The organism is Candidatus Aciduliprofundum sp. HYA1 (assembly GCF_056175085.1).
In genome coordinates this window covers 310,804-329,198 of record NZ_CM149694.1, presented here as the reverse complement: position 1 = coordinate 329,198, position 18,395 = coordinate 310,804, and the positions used below count along the sequence as shown (strand labels likewise).

General features: G+C 47.4%; 22 protein-coding genes. 10 read left to right on the top strand and 12 right to left on the bottom strand.

Annotated features, from left to right (window positions below):
- The first annotated feature begins 33 nt into the window (after positions 1 to 33).
- Positions 34 to 831, top strand: coding sequence for an ROK family protein (locus AC0S1O_RS01865; RefSeq protein ID WP_475394068.1), 798 nt, complete (start codon positions 34 to 36; stop codon positions 829 to 831).
- Here the strand turns inward: AC0S1O_RS01865 and AC0S1O_RS01860 are convergent.
- Positions 823 to 1,764, bottom strand: a complete 942-nt coding sequence (locus AC0S1O_RS01860; RefSeq protein WP_475394067.1) for a 2-hydroxyacid dehydrogenase — start codon at positions 1,762 to 1,764, stop codon at positions 823 to 825. The genes AC0S1O_RS01865 and AC0S1O_RS01860 overlap by 9 nt on opposite strands.
- A 75-nt stretch (positions 1,765 to 1,839) precedes the next feature.
- Between AC0S1O_RS01860 and AC0S1O_RS01855 the strand changes: the two genes are divergently transcribed.
- Together AC0S1O_RS01855 and AC0S1O_RS01850 are read left to right on the top strand one after the other, a co-directional pair.
- On the top strand, positions 1,840 to 2,697 hold the full coding sequence (locus tag AC0S1O_RS01855; protein WP_475394066.1) for a tetratricopeptide repeat protein: 858 nt from the start codon (positions 1,840 to 1,842) through the stop codon (positions 2,695 to 2,697).
- Complete coding sequence (locus AC0S1O_RS01850) at positions 2,694 to 4,535, top strand: tetratricopeptide repeat protein (protein WP_475394065.1); 1,842 nt, start codon at positions 2,694 to 2,696, stop codon at positions 4,533 to 4,535. The genes AC0S1O_RS01855 and AC0S1O_RS01850 overlap by 4 nt, the downstream gene beginning before the upstream one ends.
- Here the strand turns inward: AC0S1O_RS01850 and AC0S1O_RS01845 are convergent, their stop codons facing one another.
- The gene (locus AC0S1O_RS01845) at positions 4,536 to 4,976 is read right to left on the bottom strand and encodes a ferritin family protein (RefSeq protein ID WP_475394064.1); all 441 of its coding nucleotides are present in this window, start codon (positions 4,974 to 4,976) and stop codon (positions 4,536 to 4,538) included.
- 94 nt (positions 4,977 to 5,070) lie between these two features.
- On the opposite strand from AC0S1O_RS01845, the gene AC0S1O_RS01840 reads away from it, so the two are divergent.
- Genes AC0S1O_RS01840 through AC0S1O_RS01830 form a run of 3 tightly spaced genes read left to right on the top strand, consistent with a single transcriptional unit; the run spans position 5,071 to position 7,753 of the window.
- Complete coding sequence (locus tag AC0S1O_RS01840; RefSeq protein ID WP_475394063.1) at positions 5,071 to 6,126, top strand: NAD(P)-dependent glycerol-1-phosphate dehydrogenase; 1,056 nt, start codon at positions 5,071 to 5,073, stop codon at positions 6,124 to 6,126.
- Between the two features lie 5 nt (positions 6,127 to 6,131).
- Entirely contained in the window at positions 6,132 to 6,557 is a 426-nt protein-coding gene (locus AC0S1O_RS01835; RefSeq protein ID WP_475394062.1) for a UPF0179 family protein, read from the top strand.
- Positions 6,551 to 7,753 (top strand): redox-regulated ATPase YchF, encoded by a 1,203-nt coding sequence (locus AC0S1O_RS01830; RefSeq protein ID WP_475394061.1) that lies wholly within the window; start codon positions 6,551 to 6,553, stop codon positions 7,751 to 7,753. Before AC0S1O_RS01835 ends, AC0S1O_RS01830 begins: the two co-directional genes overlap by 7 nt.
- A gap of 10 nt (positions 7,754 to 7,763) precedes the next feature.
- On the opposite strand, the gene AC0S1O_RS01825 is transcribed toward AC0S1O_RS01830, so the two are convergent.
- The 4 genes from AC0S1O_RS01825 to AC0S1O_RS01810 all read right to left on the bottom strand — a co-directional run bounded on the left by AC0S1O_RS01825 (position 7,764) and on the right by AC0S1O_RS01810 (position 9,499).
- A complete protein-coding gene (locus tag AC0S1O_RS01825; RefSeq protein WP_475394060.1) occupies positions 7,764 to 8,024 on the bottom strand; it encodes a type II toxin-antitoxin system RelE family toxin in 261 nt (86 codons plus the stop codon).
- The gene (locus AC0S1O_RS01820) at positions 8,024 to 8,212 is read right to left on the bottom strand and encodes a hypothetical protein (RefSeq protein WP_475394059.1); all 189 of its coding nucleotides are present in this window, start codon (positions 8,210 to 8,212) and stop codon (positions 8,024 to 8,026) included. The genes AC0S1O_RS01825 and AC0S1O_RS01820 overlap by 1 nt, the downstream gene beginning before the upstream one ends.
- A 222-nt stretch (positions 8,213 to 8,434) precedes the next feature.
- Positions 8,435 to 8,914, bottom strand: a complete 480-nt coding sequence (locus AC0S1O_RS01815) for a type IV pilin domain-containing protein (RefSeq protein WP_475394058.1) — start codon at positions 8,912 to 8,914, stop codon at positions 8,435 to 8,437.
- Between the two features lie 75 nt (positions 8,915 to 8,989).
- On the bottom strand, positions 8,990 to 9,499 hold the full coding sequence (locus AC0S1O_RS01810; protein ID WP_475394057.1) for an archaellin/type IV pilin N-terminal domain-containing protein: 510 nt from the start codon (positions 9,497 to 9,499) through the stop codon (positions 8,990 to 8,992).
- Between the two features lie 198 nt (positions 9,500 to 9,697).
- On the opposite strand from AC0S1O_RS01810, the gene AC0S1O_RS01805 reads away from it, so the two are divergent.
- Together AC0S1O_RS01805 and AC0S1O_RS01800 are read left to right on the top strand one after the other, a co-directional pair.
- Entirely contained in the window at positions 9,698 to 10,345 is a 648-nt protein-coding gene (locus tag AC0S1O_RS01805; protein WP_475394056.1) for an NAD-binding protein, read from the top strand.
- A 4-nt stretch (positions 10,346 to 10,349) separates the two neighbouring features.
- A complete protein-coding gene (locus tag AC0S1O_RS01800) occupies positions 10,350 to 11,753 on the top strand; it encodes a TrkH family potassium uptake protein (protein WP_475394055.1) in 1,404 nt (467 codons plus the stop codon).
- Positions 11,754 to 11,942: 189 nt separating this feature from the next.
- Here the strand turns inward: AC0S1O_RS01800 and AC0S1O_RS01795 are convergent, their stop codons facing one another.
- From AC0S1O_RS01795 to AC0S1O_RS01785, 3 genes are read right to left on the bottom strand one after another with little or no spacing between them, the layout of a single operon-like run.
- Positions 11,943 to 13,973: a PEF-CTERM sorting domain-containing protein gene (locus AC0S1O_RS01795; RefSeq protein WP_475394054.1), complete on the bottom strand. Its 2,031-nt coding sequence runs from the start codon at positions 13,971 to 13,973 to the stop codon at positions 11,943 to 11,945.
- 37 nt (positions 13,974 to 14,010) lie between these two features.
- The gene (locus AC0S1O_RS01790; protein ID WP_475394053.1) at positions 14,011 to 14,283 is read right to left on the bottom strand and encodes a transcriptional regulator; all 273 of its coding nucleotides are present in this window, start codon (positions 14,281 to 14,283) and stop codon (positions 14,011 to 14,013) included.
- Positions 14,280 to 14,825 carry an epoxyqueuosine reductase QueH gene (locus AC0S1O_RS01785; RefSeq protein ID WP_475394052.1) on the bottom strand — a complete coding sequence of 182 codons (546 nt, stop codon included), beginning with the start codon at positions 14,823 to 14,825 and terminating at the stop codon, positions 14,280 to 14,282. Before AC0S1O_RS01785 ends, AC0S1O_RS01790 begins: the two co-directional genes overlap by 4 nt.
- Before the next feature lie 115 nt (positions 14,826 to 14,940).
- Between AC0S1O_RS01785 and AC0S1O_RS01780 the strand changes: the two genes are divergently transcribed.
- Entirely contained in the window at positions 14,941 to 15,303 is a 363-nt protein-coding gene (locus tag AC0S1O_RS01780) for a MarR family transcriptional regulator (protein WP_475394501.1), read from the top strand.
- On the opposite strand, the gene rpiA is transcribed toward AC0S1O_RS01780, so the two are convergent.
- From rpiA to AC0S1O_RS01765, 3 genes are read right to left on the bottom strand one after another with little or no spacing between them, the layout of a single operon-like run.
- Positions 15,287 to 15,961 (bottom strand): ribose-5-phosphate isomerase RpiA, encoded by a 675-nt coding sequence (gene rpiA / locus AC0S1O_RS01775; RefSeq protein ID WP_475394051.1) that lies wholly within the window; start codon positions 15,959 to 15,961, stop codon positions 15,287 to 15,289. The two genes, AC0S1O_RS01780 and rpiA, sit on opposite strands and share 17 nt — an antisense overlap.
- Positions 15,958 to 16,629 carry a helix-turn-helix domain-containing protein gene (locus tag AC0S1O_RS01770; RefSeq protein ID WP_475394050.1) on the bottom strand — a complete coding sequence of 224 codons (672 nt, stop codon included), beginning with the start codon at positions 16,627 to 16,629 and terminating at the stop codon, positions 15,958 to 15,960. Before AC0S1O_RS01770 ends, rpiA begins: the two co-directional genes overlap by 4 nt.
- Positions 16,626 to 17,492, bottom strand: a complete 867-nt coding sequence (locus tag AC0S1O_RS01765; RefSeq protein WP_475394049.1) for an RAD55 family ATPase — start codon at positions 17,490 to 17,492, stop codon at positions 16,626 to 16,628. Before AC0S1O_RS01765 ends, AC0S1O_RS01770 begins: the two co-directional genes overlap by 4 nt.
- An 84-nt stretch (positions 17,493 to 17,576) precedes the next feature.
- On the opposite strand from AC0S1O_RS01765, the gene AC0S1O_RS01760 reads away from it, so the two are divergent.
- Positions 17,577 to 18,392: an RAD55 family ATPase gene (locus AC0S1O_RS01760; RefSeq protein ID WP_475394048.1), complete on the top strand. Its 816-nt coding sequence runs from the start codon at positions 17,577 to 17,579 to the stop codon at positions 18,390 to 18,392.
- Positions 18,393 to 18,395: the final 3 nt, after the last annotated feature.

Genomic DNA, 18,395 nt, shown 5'->3' with positions numbered 1-18,395 from the left:
CAAGTTAATTTACTTTGTGGAGCATGGTGTGTTATGGCCCTGGGCATTGATGTGGGAGGTACGAAAATCCTCGCTGCAAGGGTTGAGGATGGCAAAATTTTGGAGAGGTGGAAGATCGGCACGAGGAACGGGGAGGTGCTAAACACGCTCAAATCCATAATCTCACAGGCGGGAGAGTTGAGGGTTGGCATCGGTGTGCCCTGCTATTTGAGAGATGGCGTGTGCGTTAAATCACCCAATATACCAGAACTCAACGGAAAGTTTCTGCAGGATCGTCTTCCAGGCGTCGTGATGAACGACTGCACGGCCATGGCCTACGGGGAGTACTTTCTGCGCGGAGGAAAATACGATCCTCTACTGCTTGTGGCTCTTGGCACTGGTGTGGGGGCAGGTCTTGTTTACAGGGCATCCCCCTATGTGGGCAGGGGAAGCGCAATGGAGATCGGTCATTTGAAGGGATTTTCAGGGAGGAAATGCTTCTGTGGAAGGCGAGGATGTATGGAAACCGTTCTGGGCGGAAGGTACAACGATCTCCCTTACATGGAAAAAATGGCAAGAATGGGAGAGAGGGAGGGATTGAGGTTCATGGAAGAATACGGGAGGACACTGGCAAGGGGAATTGCAGCGGCAATTCAACTAATTGATCCTGAAATTGTGGTTATTGGTGGAAGCGCTGCCAGGGCCTATGACCTATTTGAAAGCTCCATGAGGGAAGAGCTGCGCAACCTGCTGAGTTTCATCACGCCGGATGATATCATATTTGAGAGGGCCAGGTCCGATGAATCCGGAGCGCTTGGTGCTGCCCTGATTGCGGAGGGAGAGTTAATCTAGGTAATCTTCCCTTCTCACCACATTCTCAGGACTTCCCTCGATGAATCTCTTTATGTTCTCTGCAGCGGAGATGGTTAGTTCTCTCCAGAAACCCTCGTATGAACCCGCGCAGTGGGGGCTGAGTATCACATTCGGTAATTTTTCAAAGGGGTAGTCCTGCCTGAATGCATCGCCGTAGTGCCACCAAGCATCTATTGCTGCCGTGAATTGTGGATGCTCCTTAAGATGCTCATACAGATCTCTCTCAACAACTATCCTTCCCCTGGCCACATTCACAAGAATGGCATCATCCTTCATCATTCTCAATTTTTTTCCATCGATAAGTCCCCTCGTATCCCTCGTGAGGGGCAATGCCAGAACAACAATGTCCGAGTTGGCGAGGAGAAAATCGATCTGCTCGATTGAGCCCACGAAAATGAAATTTTCACAGAATTTGCATCTTCCACTTCTATTCACACCCATCAGGTTCGTGTGAAAGCACCTGAGCATGGAGGCAAGATCCCTGGCTATGTGTCCCAATCCAACGAGTCCCACCGTCTTTCCGCGAAGCAATCTGCTCTCAAGCATCTGCGGGAAATTGCCTCTAAGCATCTCGTTGTGTCTGTAAATCGTGTGTTTTAAGGCCGCAAATATGAGAGATAGGGCATGCTCTGCCACACCCCAAGAGTTTGAGCCAGAGTTTGTGCAGACCATCACATTCTCCGGAATCTTTGAAAAATCAAAATGGTCCACACCTGCGCTGAAGGATTGGATCATCCGCAGATTTTTCAATTTTGGAAGGATCGCAGCCAATTTTCTCCAACTGTGGGCGAGCACGATCTCCACTTCCCCAAGAAACTCGTCATCCGCATCCTCGGGACATCTCACATCGTGTCCAGCAAGGTGCCTTTTGAGCAGTTCAAATTCTCTGCACTGCAGGGCGAGGATTCTCATAAAAAAGCATGCGATGGGGAATACAAAAATCTTCCGATAAGAAAATTTTTATTTCATAACGTGCTATATTGCAGTGTGAATTGCATAATATGTGGGCGGGAATCCGAGCGTCCCGTTTGCAGGGAATGCTCACTGAAAATTATGGAAGAGCATCCCTTCTTGCTCAGGAAATCCCTTCTGTGCAGCGCCTACGAGGAAGATCTCCGCATGGAAATTGAAAGGGGCATGCCCACGGATATGGGCGTTGAAAAACTGAACAGCATGGCGAGGGAGGCGCTTAAGGGAAGCAAACAGGATAATGCACTTCTCGCCAGGGCTGCCCTTCTATTTCACAGAAAATTCTCCTTCTACCTTGAAAATTTTGAAATTGATCAGGAGTATTATCTTCATCTTGCTGAAAGATTTGCCAAGATGGCCGGTGGCGAGGAGGGAGATTATCTTCTTTACCTCATTGAGAGGGAACGTGGGAATTTGAAGGGGGCGCTCAAATTGGTTGATGCCCTCATAAGAAAATACGGGGACAGGTACAAGATTCACAAGGCACGTCTTCTCTTGGAGATGGGGGATAGGGATGCGGCCTTCCTGATCTACGAGGAAATTATAAAAGATGATGGCAATGGGTGGAAGGACCTCGCCGATGCATTTTTTGATTTGGGGGAGTACGGGGATGCAGTGAAGATATACGAGAGGGTCATTGAGAGCGAGCCCGATAGCATGGAAGCCATGTACAATCTCGCCCTCTCCCTGTTTAAATTGAAAAAATATCACGAGGCCTCCGAAATCCTGAAAAAGGTGGTGGAGAAGGATAAATATAATCTTGACGCTTACCTTCTTCTTCTGAAAATCTACGATGAGGAAGGGCTCGAGGGGGAGAAAAGAACTCTCATTGGAAGGTTGAAGCGCCTTGGCTTTCCTGGGGAGGTGCTCCAATGAGAGAGAAAATTGAGAATATGGGCATGGACGAATTTTTCAAACTCTGCAATCGGCTGGTTGTGGAAATGGGATTCAAGATTCGCAACAGCGTCTATCGTGATGATACCGTTGTTTTTGACGCCTATATGCCCGTGCCCGGCAAGAGTTTGCACTACGTGGTTATATTTCTGAAAAGACCCAAGGTCACGAGGAAAGATGTGCTGGATTTAATTGATCTTGAAACCGTTGAGATCAGGTGGATGCTCATAACAACTGGCGTGTTTGAGGGTGTGGATGATCTTAGGAGCAGGGAAGATCTGACCTTCATGGACTGGAACGATTTTGAGAGGCTCATCGTTGAGTTTGGCCTAGAGGAAGAACTAACGAGGGAGGAGAGGGGCAAAGAGGCCAGGGAGGGGCGCTATCTTCCAAGTGCTGGGGAGCTGGCATCTCTTTTGCAGTGGGCCCGCGATTTTCTGGAGAAGGGAAACTACGATAAGGCGCTGGAATATGTGGAAAATGCACTCCGTATAAAGTCCACAACGGAGGGAAGGAAACTCAAGGCAAGGATTTTGGCGGCCCTTGGGAGGAGTGAAGAGGCCATATCCCTTCTCACCTCCATACTTGAGGACAACGTAAAGGACGATGAGGCGTGGCTAATCCTAGGACAGATTCTTGAGAACGAGGGTGATCTGCAGGAGGCTGGAGAGGCCTACTCACAATGCGTGCGTTTCAATTCCCGGAATCTGGCCTGCTGGATCAACAGGGGAAACGTGATGCTCTCAATGAAGAAGTACAGTGAGGCCTTGCTATGTTACGAGAAGGCCCTTGAGATAAGGAGGGATCTGCCTGCACTATGGAACAACAGAGGTGTTGCGCTGAAGTACATGGGCAAGTACGATGAAGCGATGCGCAGTTACAACGCAGCACTTAAAATTGATAGGAATTTTGCAGATGCCCATCTCAACAAGGCCCATCTCTATTTTGATCTGAAGAGGTACGAGGAGGCCAGGAACTCGGTTATGGAGTACCTGAGACTCAGAAGAGACTCCCGTGGGCTCATCCTCCTTGCCAGAATATACATACGGAGGAGCATGAAGAAGGATGCCCGTGAGATTCTGCAGGAGGTTCTTGATATTGAGCCCGGAAATCAGGAGGCAAGGGAACTCCTTGATAAACTGGAGGGTAGAACGCGGGAAGTTAAGGAGTATGAGAGAATTAAGACCATCCTTGCCAAAGAACTCTCTGCCCTGGAAGAGGCACAAAAAACAGCACTTGCGGAGGATAGAAATCTCGCATCCCTTTTTGATAGTGTGAAAAAGGAAATTGAAAATGGAAACATATCCGGGGCTTGTGAGGGCATTATGAGAATCCGTGATGGAATCCACGGACGGGAGTTAAAAAATTTCAAGGATGTTCTGCATCTCAACACCAAAAGATTGCTGGAGATTGCAGGTATGGAGATACCGGAGAATATGGATGAGTTGAGCCCCAAGGAACTTGATATTTTGGGAGAGGAGGCTGTAAAGAGAGTTATGCTCACCGAAGAAAAAACAACGCGGGGACAAGATGTACCAGAGGGCTTTGCGCATCTGCTCTTTGAGGAGTCCAGATGGAAGGATTTGAAGGGCATTGATGATAAGTACGCCCACAATGCCCTGGGGTTGAGGTATTTACGTGCGAGGAAGTATGAATTGGCCGAGGAGCACTTCAAGCGTGCCTGGCTGTTGGATAGGGGATTCAGGGAGGCGGAACTGAACCTTGGTTACGTTTACTACAAACGCGGAGATAGGAGGAGGGCCATGGCCCTGCTCAAGCATCTGGGCTATGAGGAATATATCAAAAAATGGGAAAAATGATTATTTGTATTTGGCAATCAGCTCACCAAGCAATTTGTGGTGCTCCTTCTCGTTCTCCACAAGTCCCAGGGCAAGTTGCTTCAAAAGGGGATGGTTCATCTTTTCCGCCATCTTCTCGTACATGCCTATCATGTCCTTCTCAATTTCAAGGTGCATCTCCGCAAAGCGCTTGACAAGGGCTCTCTGCTCCCCATTTAGTTCAATGTCCTTTATCTCCTTGATTGGCTCGCCCGTTCCCAGTTTTGCAAGTTCCTTCTGCGCATCCACGATCGCCTGCATTAGGTGCTTGTGTATTATTGTGTCAATGGCAATTCTTCCCACGATCTCCTCAACCTTCGTGTATTTGAGCCCCTGTCCCCTTATGAGACCGAGGCCATCCACATAACTGCTCGCTGCCTTTTTCTCAATTTCCGCAGCCTTCTTGACCAGAGTTTCTACCATTTTGATTACCCCCGAAAACAAATAGTTCTCATTCCTTATTAATCTTTGGAATTTATCGCAATTTTAATATGCGAAAAGAGTTTAAGGTGAGTAAATGAGCTTTGAAAAATCAAAGTGGACTCAACTGCCCAGGGAAATATACGCGGGTCATAGGGTCCTGGAGCAGATTGGGCCAATGTGCAGGAGGTTCGGTTTTGGGGAAAATGCTCTTATTGTAACGGGCTCCACCAGTTATGATGTGGCCGGCAAGCGTGTTAAAGAACTTCTTGAGGATTCTGGCTTCAATGTGGAGGTGCACATTACCGATAGGGCCAGCGTTGAGAACCTTGAAAGGCTCAAGCTTCATGCCCAGGATGTGAATTTTCTGGTAGGTGTGGGGGGAGGAAGCAAGATAGATCTGGCGAAGAAGGCCTCCTATGATCTGGGAATGCATTTCATAAGCGTTCCCACCATAGCCACCCATGATGGGATTGCAAGTCCCAGGGCATCAATAAGGGAGAACGGAACAACGGTGTCCATGGATGCCCAGGAGCCCATGGGTATAGTTGCAGATACGGAGATTCTGATTCAGGCACCCTACAGGTATCTTGCCGCGGGTGCTGCGGACGTGATAGGCAACATAACGGCCATAAAGGACTGGGAACTGGCACACAAACTGCGCAACGAGGAGTTCAGCAGCACGGCCTACGGGATGGCCAAGTACTCTGCCGAGTTCATACTTGAAAGTGCCGATACAATAAAACCCAACCTGGAGGAAAGTGCCTGGATAGTGGTGAAGTCCATAATGGCCTCGGGTATGGCCATGAGCATGGCTCACTCTTCCAGACCTGCAAGCGGCAGTGAGCATCTATTTGCCCATGCCCTGGAGAAGATAGCTCCGGGAAAGGCGCTGCACGGCGAGATGGTGGGTGTGGGCACGGTAATGATGATGTACCTGCATGGGGGGGACTGGATGCGGGTTAGGAATGCGCTCAAGGCCATAGGTGCACCCGTAACTGCCCGGGAACTGGGGGTTGAGGAGGAGGACATAATTGAAGCACTAACTAAAGCTCACAGGATGAGAAACAGATATACAATTCTGGGGACGAGGGGTCTGACTAAGGAGGCGGCCAGAAATCTGGCCAGAATAACCGGAGTAATAGGGAGGTGATAGGAATGATTACTCTGATAGGTAAGGATCTGGCAAAGGAGGGTCTCGAATTTCAGTATCTTGGCCCGTTGCTGGAGTGCAGGAGTTGCAAGTTGAAGAACGTGTGCTTCAACCTAGATGAGGGCAAGTGGTACAGGATAACCAAGATCCGCGATAAGGAGCACGACTGCAAGGTCCACGATGAGGGCAAGGTTGTAACGGTTGAGGTTGAGGAGATACCCGTGCCCCTTGCGGTTGAGGCCAAAAGCGTGGTTGAGGGTGAGAGCATAACCTTCAAGCCGGTGAACTGCAAGGAGTACGGCTGTGAGTTCTACGAACTGTGCCATCCCCTGGGCCTAAGAGAGGGGACCAAGGTCAAGATCACCAAGGTTGAAGGGGAAATAGACTGTCCCAAGAAGAAGGGCATAAAGAAGGTTCTGGTTACATGGTAGAGATAGGGCTCGTGGGCAAGCCCAATGTGGGGAAGAGCACCTTCTTCGCCGCTGCCACCATGCACACTGTTGAGATTGGAAACTATCCGTTCACCACAATTGAGGCCAATCGCGCCTTTGCCCACGTTCGCAGGCCCTGCCCCCACGTGGAGATAGGCAGGCCTTGCGCTCCGAAAAAGTCCCTGTGCATTGAGGGCACGAGGTTCATTCCTGTTGAACTCATAGATGTTGCGGGCCTCGTACCAGGAGCCCACGAGGGGCGTGGCCTTGGCAACAAGTTTCTGGACGATTTGAGGCACGCCGACGCGCTTATCCATGTGGTTGATGCCTCGGGCTCCACGGATGCCGAGGGAAATCCCGTTTCTCCGGGTAAGGGAGATCCCTACGGGGACGTGGAATTTCTGGATAGGGAGATTGCCTTCTGGATAGCGGATATAATCTCCCGGGGCTGGATTCGCATTGCCAGAAGATTGGAAGCGGAGAAGGTGAAGATAGAGGTTGCACTTGCAGAGAGATTATCAGGATTGAACATTGGGGAGAAGGATGTGCATCTTGCCTTATCGCACCTTGATCTTGATGAGAAGCCCAGCATGTGGAGCCAGGAGGATATTCTTAATTTAGCGTTTGAGATAAGGAGAATAGCGAAGCCCATAGTCATTGCTGCAAACAAGGCGGATATTGCCCCGGAGGATTACCTGCACAAGTTCATTGAGAGGTGCAGGGATATGGGCTATGAGGCCATACCCGTGTCTGCGGATTACGAACTGGCATTGAGACGTGCCGCCAAGGCGGGGCTTGTTGAGTATTTGCCCGGCGCTGCGGATTTTGAGATTGCCAGAGAGGCCAAACTGAGCGATGCGCAGATAAAGGCCCTTGAGAAGATCCGGGATTTTATGCAAAAATTCGGAGGTACCGGGGTGCAGCGTGTCATCGAGCACACGGTTTTCAATGTTCTGCGAATGATATCCGTTTACCCCGTTGAGGATGAGAACAAATGGACCGACAAGGATGGGAACGTCCTGCCAGATGTGTTCCTAATGCCCCAGGGCTCAACGGCACGGGACCTCGCCTACAGGGTGCACACGGATCTGGGTGAGAATTTCATACGCGCCGTGGATGGGCGAACCAAGAGAATACTGGGCCACGATTACGAACTTAGGGATGGGGACGTGATAAAGATAATTGCGAGGAAATGAGAGGTGAAAATCAATCACTCTCATATATTCTTTCCCGTTTATCTATCTTCAGGATAATTATCTGTCTGTTGGTTTTATTTATTTCGTATAAAATGCGATACTTCCCAACGCGTATTCTATAAATATTGCTCTCTCCCCTTATCTTTTTGTAGGGATGAGCGTAGGGGTTTTGCCTCAGTGCCATAAGGGTGTTTTTTATTTTATTTTTATAGTCCTCAGGCAATTCCAATATGAATTTTGCTGCCTTTCTGGAAAATATGATTTCATACATTAATGCTCACCGAATAACTCATCAAAACTCACATAGTTTCCGTTTTTTATCTCCTTCCTGAGCTCTTCTATCTCCTTTTTCTCCTCCTCTGTGAGTTCTTCATAACCCAGAAAATTGTCGATTTTCGTGTTCAGTTCCCTTATCATCTCCTCAATCTCGTTTAGTTTCTCAAGCACAGCATCTGGCATATTTCTCACCTTCGGTGTTTCATATGCAAAACTCATTTTTAAAGGTTTTCAGTATTTGGAACTTTACAATCCAGTCGAGGGATACGATGTTTGGGGGATCGGGGTTATAGAAAAATTAAGAAGTATGCCGGCACCAGGTAGGAAACCGGGTTCTGGACGTGATATTTCAGAATTCAGAACTCCACGAGCCCGCCGGCGGAGGAGCCAGAATTTGAGGGATAATCAAAAACTAAGGTACGCTTTTGCGTTTCCGTTGTAGCCTTCTAAACTCAAAATTATTTCGTCTCCGGCGTGGAATACCGGTGCGCTGGCTGATGGAGAAACCTTAACTATTCTCACATAGAGCTGGTCTCCGCTATCAAGTTTGTCATTTTTGTTCACATCTATAATCTTTGCCTCATAGTACCATGTCGCTCCTGCAGAGTAATTGCTCCAGGTGTTGTCCCCCACGTATTTCAGGCCTGTTGGAACGCCGTTGTGCATTATTGATATCTTGGCCATATTTATTGCTATTCTCTCGGGCGAACTCATCTCAATGGTCAGATTTATGTTGCGCTCGTTGGAATGCTGCGGATCCACGGTTAGCGTGGCCACGAACTGGGCGGTTGCATAGGGAGTGTTTATCATATTGCTGAAAACCATCAGATATATGGAAGCCACTAATACCACGGTTATTGCAACCATCAATATCGTGCCGATCACGGGCGAAACTCCACACTCCGGTCTCATGAGCAATCACTAAAGATAACAAAAATAAAAAAGGAGATTTTTGGTGGTTTAGGAAGGCACAGTTGCCTGTGCGTTGCCGCTGTAGCCTGTTACGTATATGTATATAGTGAGCCCTGACACGCTATTTGAGCCACCATCTATTACGATCTGATCCCCTGTATCAAGTTTGCCGTTGCCATTTAGGTCAACCATCTTCACAGTATACCCAATTTTATTACTACCCGTACCAAGCGTTATAGTGGCCGAATATCCCGTGGTATTTGATTGAAGAGTTCCACTTCCTGTCACTCCTGTTCCATTCTTGATAGTTATCTTCACATTTGTAGGATTTACCTGGCTTGGCTGTGAAAGCGTGACATCAAACACTGCGATTGTGGAATTGCTCTGCTGTGCATTGTAAGTCAAACTCATTGTCAGGGGTGTATTGGTTGTTCCACCCATGTACCCCGAAACCATCAGCCATACCGTCGCTGCAAGCACTACCGTTATAGCCACCATCAGGATGGTTGCTATAACCGGGCTCACGCCCTCTTCCTTCTTATTATACATCTTCTTCATGTTCAGTCCTCCTGGGCTTTTATGCCCATTTTCTATTAAGAGGAATGCCATATTTAAAGATTTTGGAACAAATATCGAAAAATTCTGGAAAATTATGCACAGGCGTGCCATGACAAAGCATGTTTTTTATTCAAGCAATTCAAGAAAAATGGGGGAAATTGAGAAAATGTTTAAATTCTCCACATAGATAACCTTCCTATGTACATTATTGTCATAGGTGGCGGGAGAATTGGTGAGTATCTGGTAAGCATCCTTGTGGAAGAGGGTCACAATATCGCGCTAATTGAGAAGGATGAGGAAAAGGCCAGGCACATGGCGGAAAATTACGACATTCTCGTTATTAAGGGGGATGGGAGCGAGGCCTCTTACCTTGAGGATGCGGGCATAAACAAGGCGGACGTGCTGGTGGCCTGCACAGGTAACGACCAGGTGAATTTCGTTGCGTGCCAGCTGGCAAAGCACACCTACAACGTGGGCAAGGTCATAGCGAGAACAACGAATCCGAGCAATAAGGTTCTATACGAAAGCCTCGGCGTGGATGTTGTTATAAGCACAACTGAAGTGGCAGCCAAGGCAATGTACGCGGGTATAAAAGGCTTCACCTCTGTGCTCACCTTTGGTGGAGATGTGGAACTTCTCCACGTGCGTGTTGACAAACTCTCCCCCATAGTTGGCAGGAAATTGAGCGAGATACACATGCCCTGGGGAAGCATAATAGCCACGATTTTGCGCAAGGGTCAGATCATCGTGCCCCGCGGAGAGGAGACCATTCAGGAGGGAGACGAACTCGCCATCGTTACGAAGAAGGGTGTGGAAAGGAAGGTGCGCGAGATAGTGCTGGGGTAGATAGATGAACAAGATCATCTACTTCTCACTGAAACTCCTGACGTACATATCCATCTTTATGATAATAGATGCGATTTACGCGCTAATTGTGGATAGAAGCGCTGTGATAGCCCTGTCCTTCCTCTTTCCCGCCACCTGGATAATATTTCTCTGGGTCCCCTTTATGAACAACCCCCCTCCTGAAAAATTGACTCTGAGAGAATCCTTCAAGATTGCGGCTGTGGGCTGGCTCCTCATGTCCTTTTTCGGGGCCATACCCTTCATACTATCCGGTTATCTGAATCCCCTGGATGCCTGGTTTGAGAGCATGTCGGGCTTCACCGCCACGGGATTGACCATGTTTGTGGATGTGCAGTCCCTCCCCCGCAGCATCCTTCTCTGGCGCTCCCTGACAGAATGGATTGGGGGAGTGGGGGTTATAGCGCTCTTCCTCTCCGTTATGTACCGCACGAGTCGCGTGGTGCAATCACTCTACTTTGCGGAGGGGAGAAGTGATAAGACGGAGCCAACGGTGGTGGGCACGGTCAGGAAGATCTGGGGCATATACGTATTTTACACTGCACTTTTTGCCGTGATATTCTATCTTCTAAAGGTTCCACTTTTTGATGCCATAAACATTTCAATGACCGCCCTTGCAACGGGTGGTTTTGCCGTAACCAATAACAGCATTGCAGCATATTCCCCCTATGTTGCCATTGCCATGATCTTTGCCATGGCCACGGGAGGCATATCCTTTGTATCGCACATAAATCTCTTCAAGGGCAAGATCCGCGAGTTTTTCTCCATAGAGGTTAAGGCGATGATCATCATAATTTTCCTCTTTTCAACAATAATGCTCCTTCATCTCTGCTGGTTTGGTGAGAACTGGAGCGAGGCCACGCTTCAAACATTTTTCCATGTGACCTCGGCACTCACAGGCACGGGGTTCAGCATCTCGGACCTGTCTAAACTCTCCGATTTTGACAAGACATTTCTCATCCTATCGATGATCTTTGGAGGCGCCTACGGTTCAACCGCATCAGCTTTGAAACTGATACGCGTGGTCGTTTTGATGTACGGCATAGTTTGGTACATACGCGTTCGCCTTGCACCAAGAAGTGCGATAATTCCATTCAAAATAGGAAAGAAGGTATTTGAGCCTACGGAGGTCAGGGACGTGTCCATTTACACCACAACCTATCTCTTCCTGCTTCTCCTCGGGGCTCTTGTTCTGATGGCCTATGGGAACAGTCTCACAAACTCAATATTTGAAGTTGCCAGCGCCGAGGGTAATGTTGGTCTCACAGTGGGCATAACCTCTCCCTTCATGCCATGGGTTGAGAAGATAACCCTAATTCTTGAGATGTGGTTCGGAAGGCTTGAAATATTTCCCATACTGATCTTCCTTGCGGATATGTTTAAGAAATGAGGTATCCCCCGACATTAACAGCACCTATCATTTTTCAAGGTGCCTGACCCTGCCGGGGGATTATAGGGCACCCTCTGGCCCAAGCATCATTGTGCGATGACACATCGCTCTCCGCCGGGGGCCCTGGTGCCCGGATTATGAGAAGGGAGGGTAAATATAATTTTTTTGGAAAATTGGAAAAGGGAAAAATCATTTTCTCCGCAGGTACAGAATCACAGCAACTGCAAGCAAGGGTACTAGTATTCCAGGGTTTATTTCTGGCACTGCTGAACTGATCTCATAGGCCTGTACGCTATCTCCTGTGGTTATTAGTATTGTGTTACCCTCATTGCTGGCCCTGAGTTCATTACCAAAAATCCGCGGGTTCCACATCATCCTCGTGGTCTTGGTGAGTGTGTGGTCCTCGTAGACCTCTCCCCTCCAGAGAAGAGTTCCGCTCATGCCATCGTAGAATCTTATGAAACTATCATCCATGGGCACGGAGTTATTCTTGGTGTGGTAGTACATGATTATCTCCACATCATTTGTTCCGTCCCCATTCACGTCCCCTGGAAGTATGCATGCCGTTGTCCAGTTGGAGTAATCCATGTTTCCCACGGTGCTGTTTACCCTTATCGTGTGGAGAGCACTTCCGTTTTTCAGGGAAATTATCGTTGCGTTCACGTACACGCCACTTCCATCGTTGTAGTAACCCTTTATGATCACCTCGTTGCCGAACCCATCGCCGTTGAGATCGCTCACCTCAATGAGATAAAATGCGGTGCCTGCGAGACCAACAACACTGTCGTAGGTATTGCTCCAGAGGATACTTCCACTCGCGCCATTTATGGCACTCAGATTAACCCTCTCCCAGTAGGACTTGGTGGTGAAGTTCAATCCGTACAGGTATATTTCGGAGGTGGAATCTCCATTTATATCGCTCTCCGAGAGAGATGGCACGTAAATGTATTCCGATGAAAGCGTTTTCTGGTAAATTGTGGTATTGTGCTCTATGTCAAATGCAACGAGCATTTTATTATCTACAACGAAAACCGCATCTCCATAGGTGTCGTTGTTGAGATCCTGAGTTCTTCTCATAACTGTTAAATTGGAATAGGAAGGTAGAGCATTCATTATCTGTCTGAATCCCATTCCTGCATTGTACCTGGCCACGATACTTCCGCTGGAATTTATGAAGTACACATAGGTTAAGTTTGCGTTGTAATCGTAGGTAATCACCTCCATATCCACATTGTGGTCTCCATTGTAATCCATGAAATTTATGTAGGGTCCAAGATCTCCAATTGGGGATCCGAGAACCACGGCTCCTGGCAAGGTCACGTTCCATAGAATTTGTCCATCTGTTGCCTCCATTCCACTGATCACCGTGTTTCCAGAGGACTCGTTAACCATTATAACATCAGCACCCTGATATGCGATCTTTCCATCATTGAGGCCCCAGCCGTTCAGGTCTGTTGGTTCAATACCAATTGGGTAAAATGCGCTGTATCTTGAGAGTGCCACTTCCTTTTTCTCCCAAACAACGTTTAGATTGTAATCAAGCATGATAGCCTGTACCTCCATTGCAAAGTATCCAAATAAATTACCTGTGTAGAACCCCATGAATAGAAGTCCCTCCCCGTTTGTGTAATTGTAATTCATAATGTTTATCTGGGCGCTGTACATATTTACCGTCACAGAACCGTAGGGTGTGGATATTGTTGAGGGGATTTCTATGTAACCGTATGAGGAATTGCTCAGGTCCTCGTTTAATTTGTAAATGGAGATTCTTCGTGTATCACTGTAGTTGGTGAAGATCATATATTGATACGCAGATACGACATTTCCTGATGAGTCCACATGGGTTATTCCGTAATACTTTGCCTCAATTCCTATTTTATTTCCGTAGTGGGTGGAAGCGATATCCGTGAATTCATTCTTATAAAGCACGGTACCATCTGCACCACTTAAGAGCACTATTGAGTATGTTTTTGCAGTGTAATTATGGATTTCTACAAGGACATCCGGCACACCGTCACCGTTCACATCGTAGTGTATTGAGGAACTAATTGTAGTTTTCTGAATTTCCATTGTGGTATCGTAGGTTGTATCAATTTTCGGTTTGTATTCCCAGAGTTTCTGGGGTGAAAAATTGCCATGTACACTGTACACTGTGCCCGGAACAATGGAGATTATCAAAACCCCCAGCACTAATCCCACAAGTATTGACATGCCCCTCATTTCGCCTCTCCTCCGAAAAACAATGAATTCAAATTATTTAAACTTTTAGCAAAAATCTCGGCTCTTCAATCCAAGTGCTCCTGCATTTCGGGCATTTCTTGGGTATCTTTATCTCTGCCCTGAAGACGTAACCGCATTTATTGCACCTTGCAGGCAGGATAAGCATCCTGCCGTATTTTGGAGATTTTGCAATGTGCCTCAGGTCCTCAATCACTTCATTTACGGGAATATCCATCAATCTTGCGATTTCAGAGGGGCTCAAATCTCCATCCTGCAGGAGTTCGGCAATTCTCTCTCTGCGGGTTCTCACGGAGCATCCCTCCAGTATCTATCTGCCTCGCTGAATATGCACCCGCAGTAACCCTGGCGGTATATTCCCGCCCTCCTTGCCAGTTCTTCTCCTTCCTCAAACCAGGGACGCATATCAATGTAGAGAAATTTCATCCCCGTGCTTCTTTCTACGCTCTTCCCCATTTCCCTTATCAATTCGTGCTTCTGATAGGGGGCCAGGAGGAGGGTTGTTGTGAATGCATCAAAACCCAGTTCCCTTGCCTTAATTGCAGTTTTGTAAAGGCGTTGGGCGTAGCAGTACTTGCACCTGAGCACGTTGCTCCTTTTGCTGAGTAAACTTGCCCTGTAAAGCCAATCTTCAAGTGGATATGAGTAATCGTAGATCACATTTGCTCCGATTTTTTGTGCGTATTCTTTCAATGCTTTCAATCTGCGCAGGTACTCCCTGTATGGCTGAATATTTGGATTGTACCAGAATACGGTGATTTCATACTCATCCTTCAAATGTTTGTAGGGGGCGGCCAGGCAGGGGGCACAGCAAGCGTGCATAAGCAGTTGCATATTTTCAATAATGCATGCCCCAATTAATTATTTTGGCTTCCGAAAATTATAAATATTTAATGGAACATAGAAAACCTTATATAGGAACACTTTAATATATGGTTAGGTGATAGATATGGTTCGGGAGGAGATGACGCAAAACGACGAAAAGCTGGCATCACTGTTGCAGAAGGCTGGATTATCCCGAAATGTGGCAAGAACCCTCGCCTACATGTACCGGAGGGATGAGGTCACCTCTGTGCAGATTGAGAAAAATACGGGCCTCAGACAGCCGGAAGTTAGTATTGCAATGCAATGGCTGACCAAGAGGGGCTGGGTCACTAAAAGGGATATAAAGAAGGAGGGCAAGGGCAGACCTGTTCATGGTTACAGGCTTGCAAAACCTTTTCCTACGATCCTGGAGGAGATTGAAAAGGATCTCAGGGCGAGGATAAATGAGATAGAGAAATTGATAAGGGATCTCAGGGCCTTCTCATAATTTCAACCCCATCTTTTTTTCCCACGACAATTTCGTTGGCCATGCCTACAAACAGTCCTATCTCCACCACGCCCGGAATTTCATCTATTTCTTCCCCCATAATTTTCGGGTTTTCTATTCTATCAAATTTGCAGTCAACAATGTAATTCCCGTTGTCCGTGATGAATGGATCTTTGCCCTGCATCCTCAGGGATGGCTCGCAGCCAAGTGAGGAGAGCACGTTCATGGTCCTTCTGTGCCCGAACTTGATAATTTCAATTGGAAGTGGAAACTCACCGAGCGCCCTTTTCACCTTGCTCTCGTCCACCACAATGACCTCATATTTTGATGCGTGTGCGATGATCTTCTCGCGCAGGAGCGCTCCCCCACCACCCTTTATAAGGTTCAAGTTCGGATCAACCTCGTCAGCTCCATCCACCGTTATGTCTATTTCCTGATACTCGTCAATGCTTCCGAGTTTTATTCCAACACTCTCTGCAAGTTGCTCCGTTGCCCTTGAGGTAGGTATGCCGATTATATCCAGCCCCTCTTTCACCATCTTTCCAAGTTCCAAAATTGTGTATTTCACCGTACTTCCGGTGCCCAGTCCCACAACCTGCCCGTCCTTGATGTATTTCACGGCGTACTCTCCCGCTCTTCTCTTCATATCCTCTCTCATTTTTTTACCCCCAGAATCGTTTTCAAGGGAGATATGAAAATTCCCAATGTGAAGTTTTCCATCCCCGATAGCCTTATTATGATCTCGTAATCATAACTCCCAACTATTTCGGCGCTGTAGCCCCTTATTTCAACTCTCTTTATGAAGTTCTTCTTGAACTCGGAGCCCTGCACGGAGTACATTTCCATCTTTTCGTAGAATCTCTCATTGAGGCATATCATTTTTCTTGTGCCCTTGCTCACCTCCACAAGGTCCAGAGATTTCAAGGTATCCAAGACCCTGTAAGCTGTGGCACGGCTGGCGTGTTTTGAAAGGTAGGGCATATCCCTGCATCTATCCACCAGGGAGCGTACTATGATCCAGCCACTCCTTGTGTTGAGAAGATAAAATAGTGGTACATCCTCCTCCAAGATCAGATCCGAGGGGCAAAATAATTTCTTCTTGTAAATCTTCAAATCCACAAACCCATCACGCATAAGCCTTTTCAGATGCCATTCAACATCCTGCACATCGTACCCCAATTTTCTCATGAGCGAGGAGGAGGTCTGACACGGGGCACGGCTCAGTTCTCTGAATATTTCTCTTCTGTGCCTGTTTGAAAATATGTGGTACCCGCGCTCAATCTCCTCCTCCCTGATAAGTTTTTGAAGTTGAGAGGAAATCTTCAAGAGTATTCCTCCACAATGATGTCTGCCAGTTCATCTATGTTTATGTCCTCGAGATCCCCATCCTCAATGCTCTGCATAACCTTTTTAATTCTGTTTTTCACGATGGGCGAGGCATTTTTCAGTTTTTCCATGACTCTTTTTTCCAGTTCCTCCACCGTGACGCGGGTGCTCTTTATCTTGTAGGTTCCACGCATCACAACCAGCCCGAACCCGCGTACGATTTTGTATGGAAATACCTCCTCGCTGTGCCTGCTACCCCTCAGTTTTATTATTTTCAGGTCTCTCCGGGTATTGTTTTCAATGTACCTGTACCTTAAGTGGATTATTGAATCGGCAAGGTACATGGGTATTGCTGTTTCAGGTGCCGAGAGGTTTGAGGGCCCGTGCTCTTCCAGAGTGGCAACTATTGTACCTATCTTCCTCATCTCCTTGAGCATGAATCCCAGGAGCTCCCTTTGCTCATATCGGGAGGGCGTGGCCCATACCACGGGTGTGAGCGGGTCTATTGCTATTCTTGTATTTGCCCCGAGCCAGGTGGATACAAAATCGGGAAGTTCCTTTCTGATGAATGCCTTGAACTCCTTGCCTGAAGCGTCCACAAATATCAGTTTTTCCTCCTCGATGAAGTACTTTATATCCTCCCACCCCATATTCAGTGCGTCTCTGATTATCTGCTCCTTGTTTTCATCCAAACTTATGAATATGCAGTCCTGCCCCTCCATCAGCCCGCGAAGTATGAATTGGGTTGCAAATGTGGTCTTTCCAGCACCCGTTGAACCTATGACCACAGTTGAAGACTTGTTCATCAGCCCCCCACCTAGGAGGGGGTCCAGGCCAAGGATTCCCGTTTTTATTCTTCCCATAATTTAAGCATTGAAAATTGGTATTTAAGAATTTCTTGAAAAATCGTGCAAAGTTTTAAATTTAAAATTGCTATGATTTGACAGATGAGAATTCCTACATCTGTGGCGGCCTTTGATGAAATCGTGAAGGGCGGGGTACCCGTGGGTTCTGTGGTAATTCTTGCAGGTGAACCCGGTTCGGGAAATGTTGAATTTGCGTACACATCCGCTGCGAAACTCTCCTTGGCTAGGAAGTATGAGGAGCGCAGAAGGTTTTTCATAATTGAGGCGCCAGACATATACGTGCCTCAGGGTACTCTTTACATATCCTTCTCAAAGAGTTCGGAGGAGATTCTTCGCTCCGTTGAGATAACATTTGATGAGGACCTTCACGAGGCGTTCAGGGATAAACTCAAATTCAGGGATCTCTCTGTGGAATACTTCCGTAACAGCGTCGTGCCCAGAAAGTGGATATCTGAAAGCACGGAGGAGTTCTTAAGGAGAAAGGGTGAATTGCTCAGGGAATTCGTGAAATGCATGGAGGAATCCGATGGAAATATTGTAATTGTTGACTCCCTGACGGATCTCGTTACCACACCCCGCATAGATTTCAACAATCTTGTTGACATAATAAGGGGAATTCGTCGGGTTGCAAAAAGATGGAACACGGTGATCTACCTCCTTCTCACCCTTGGAGTCATTGATAGGATGAAGGAGAACCTGCTCTTTGATGCGGTGGATGGTGTGTTTGTGTTTGAATGGCACGGCTCAGGTAAGTACTCAAAGAGGTACCGTTACATGTACGTTCTCAAATTTGAGGGGTTGATGGCACATCTTGAGGAGGAGAGAATTGCCCGGTTCAACACCACTTTAAATAGGAGGAATGGATTTGTTGTTGTTAACACCGAGAAAATTGGGTGATTG

Bases quoted from the DNA above. Each gene is read 5' to 3' on its own strand.
- AC0S1O_RS01865 (WP_475394068.1), top strand. From the start codon at position 34: ATGGCCCTGGGCATTGATGTGGGAGGTACGAAAATCCTCGCTGCAAGG.
- AC0S1O_RS01860 (WP_475394067.1), bottom strand. From the start codon at position 1,764: ATGAGAATCCTCGCCCTGCAGTGCAGAGAATTTGAACTGCTCAAAAGG.
- AC0S1O_RS01850 (WP_475394065.1), top strand. From the start codon at position 2,694: ATGAGAGAGAAAATTGAGAATATGGGCATGGACGAATTTTTCAAACTC.
- AC0S1O_RS01845 (WP_475394064.1), bottom strand. From the start codon at position 4,976: ATGGTAGAAACTCTGGTCAAGAAGGCTGCGGAAATTGAGAAAAAGGCA.
- AC0S1O_RS01840 (WP_475394063.1), top strand. From the start codon at position 5,071: ATGAGCTTTGAAAAATCAAAGTGGACTCAACTGCCCAGGGAAATATAC.
- AC0S1O_RS01835 (WP_475394062.1), top strand. From the start codon at position 6,132: ATGATTACTCTGATAGGTAAGGATCTGGCAAAGGAGGGTCTCGAATTT.
- AC0S1O_RS01830 (WP_475394061.1), top strand. From the start codon at position 6,551: ATGGTAGAGATAGGGCTCGTGGGCAAGCCCAATGTGGGGAAGAGCACC.
- AC0S1O_RS01825 (WP_475394060.1), bottom strand. From the start codon at position 8,024: ATGTATGAAATCATATTTTCCAGAAAGGCAGCAAAATTCATATTGGAA.
- AC0S1O_RS01820 (WP_475394059.1), bottom strand. From the start codon at position 8,212: ATGCCAGATGCTGTGCTTGAGAAACTAAACGAGATTGAGGAGATGATA.
- AC0S1O_RS01810 (WP_475394057.1), bottom strand. From the start codon at position 9,499: ATGAAGAAGATGTATAATAAGAAGGAAGAGGGCGTGAGCCCGGTTATA.
- AC0S1O_RS01805 (WP_475394056.1), top strand. From the start codon at position 9,698: ATGTACATTATTGTCATAGGTGGCGGGAGAATTGGTGAGTATCTGGTA.
- AC0S1O_RS01800 (WP_475394055.1), top strand. From the start codon at position 10,350: ATGAACAAGATCATCTACTTCTCACTGAAACTCCTGACGTACATATCC.
- AC0S1O_RS01795 (WP_475394054.1), bottom strand. From the start codon at position 13,973: ATGAGGGGCATGTCAATACTTGTGGGATTAGTGCTGGGGGTTTTGATA.
- AC0S1O_RS01785 (WP_475394052.1), bottom strand. From the start codon at position 14,825: ATGCAACTGCTTATGCACGCTTGCTGTGCCCCCTGCCTGGCCGCCCCC.
- AC0S1O_RS01780 (WP_475394501.1), top strand. From the start codon at position 14,941: ATGGTTCGGGAGGAGATGACGCAAAACGACGAAAAGCTGGCATCACTG.
- rpiA (WP_475394051.1), bottom strand. From the start codon at position 15,961: ATGAGAGAGGATATGAAGAGAAGAGCGGGAGAGTACGCCGTGAAATAC.
- AC0S1O_RS01765 (WP_475394049.1), bottom strand. From the start codon at position 17,492: ATGGGAAGAATAAAAACGGGAATCCTTGGCCTGGACCCCCTCCTAGGT.
- AC0S1O_RS01760 (WP_475394048.1), top strand. From the start codon at position 17,577: ATGAGAATTCCTACATCTGTGGCGGCCTTTGATGAAATCGTGAAGGGC.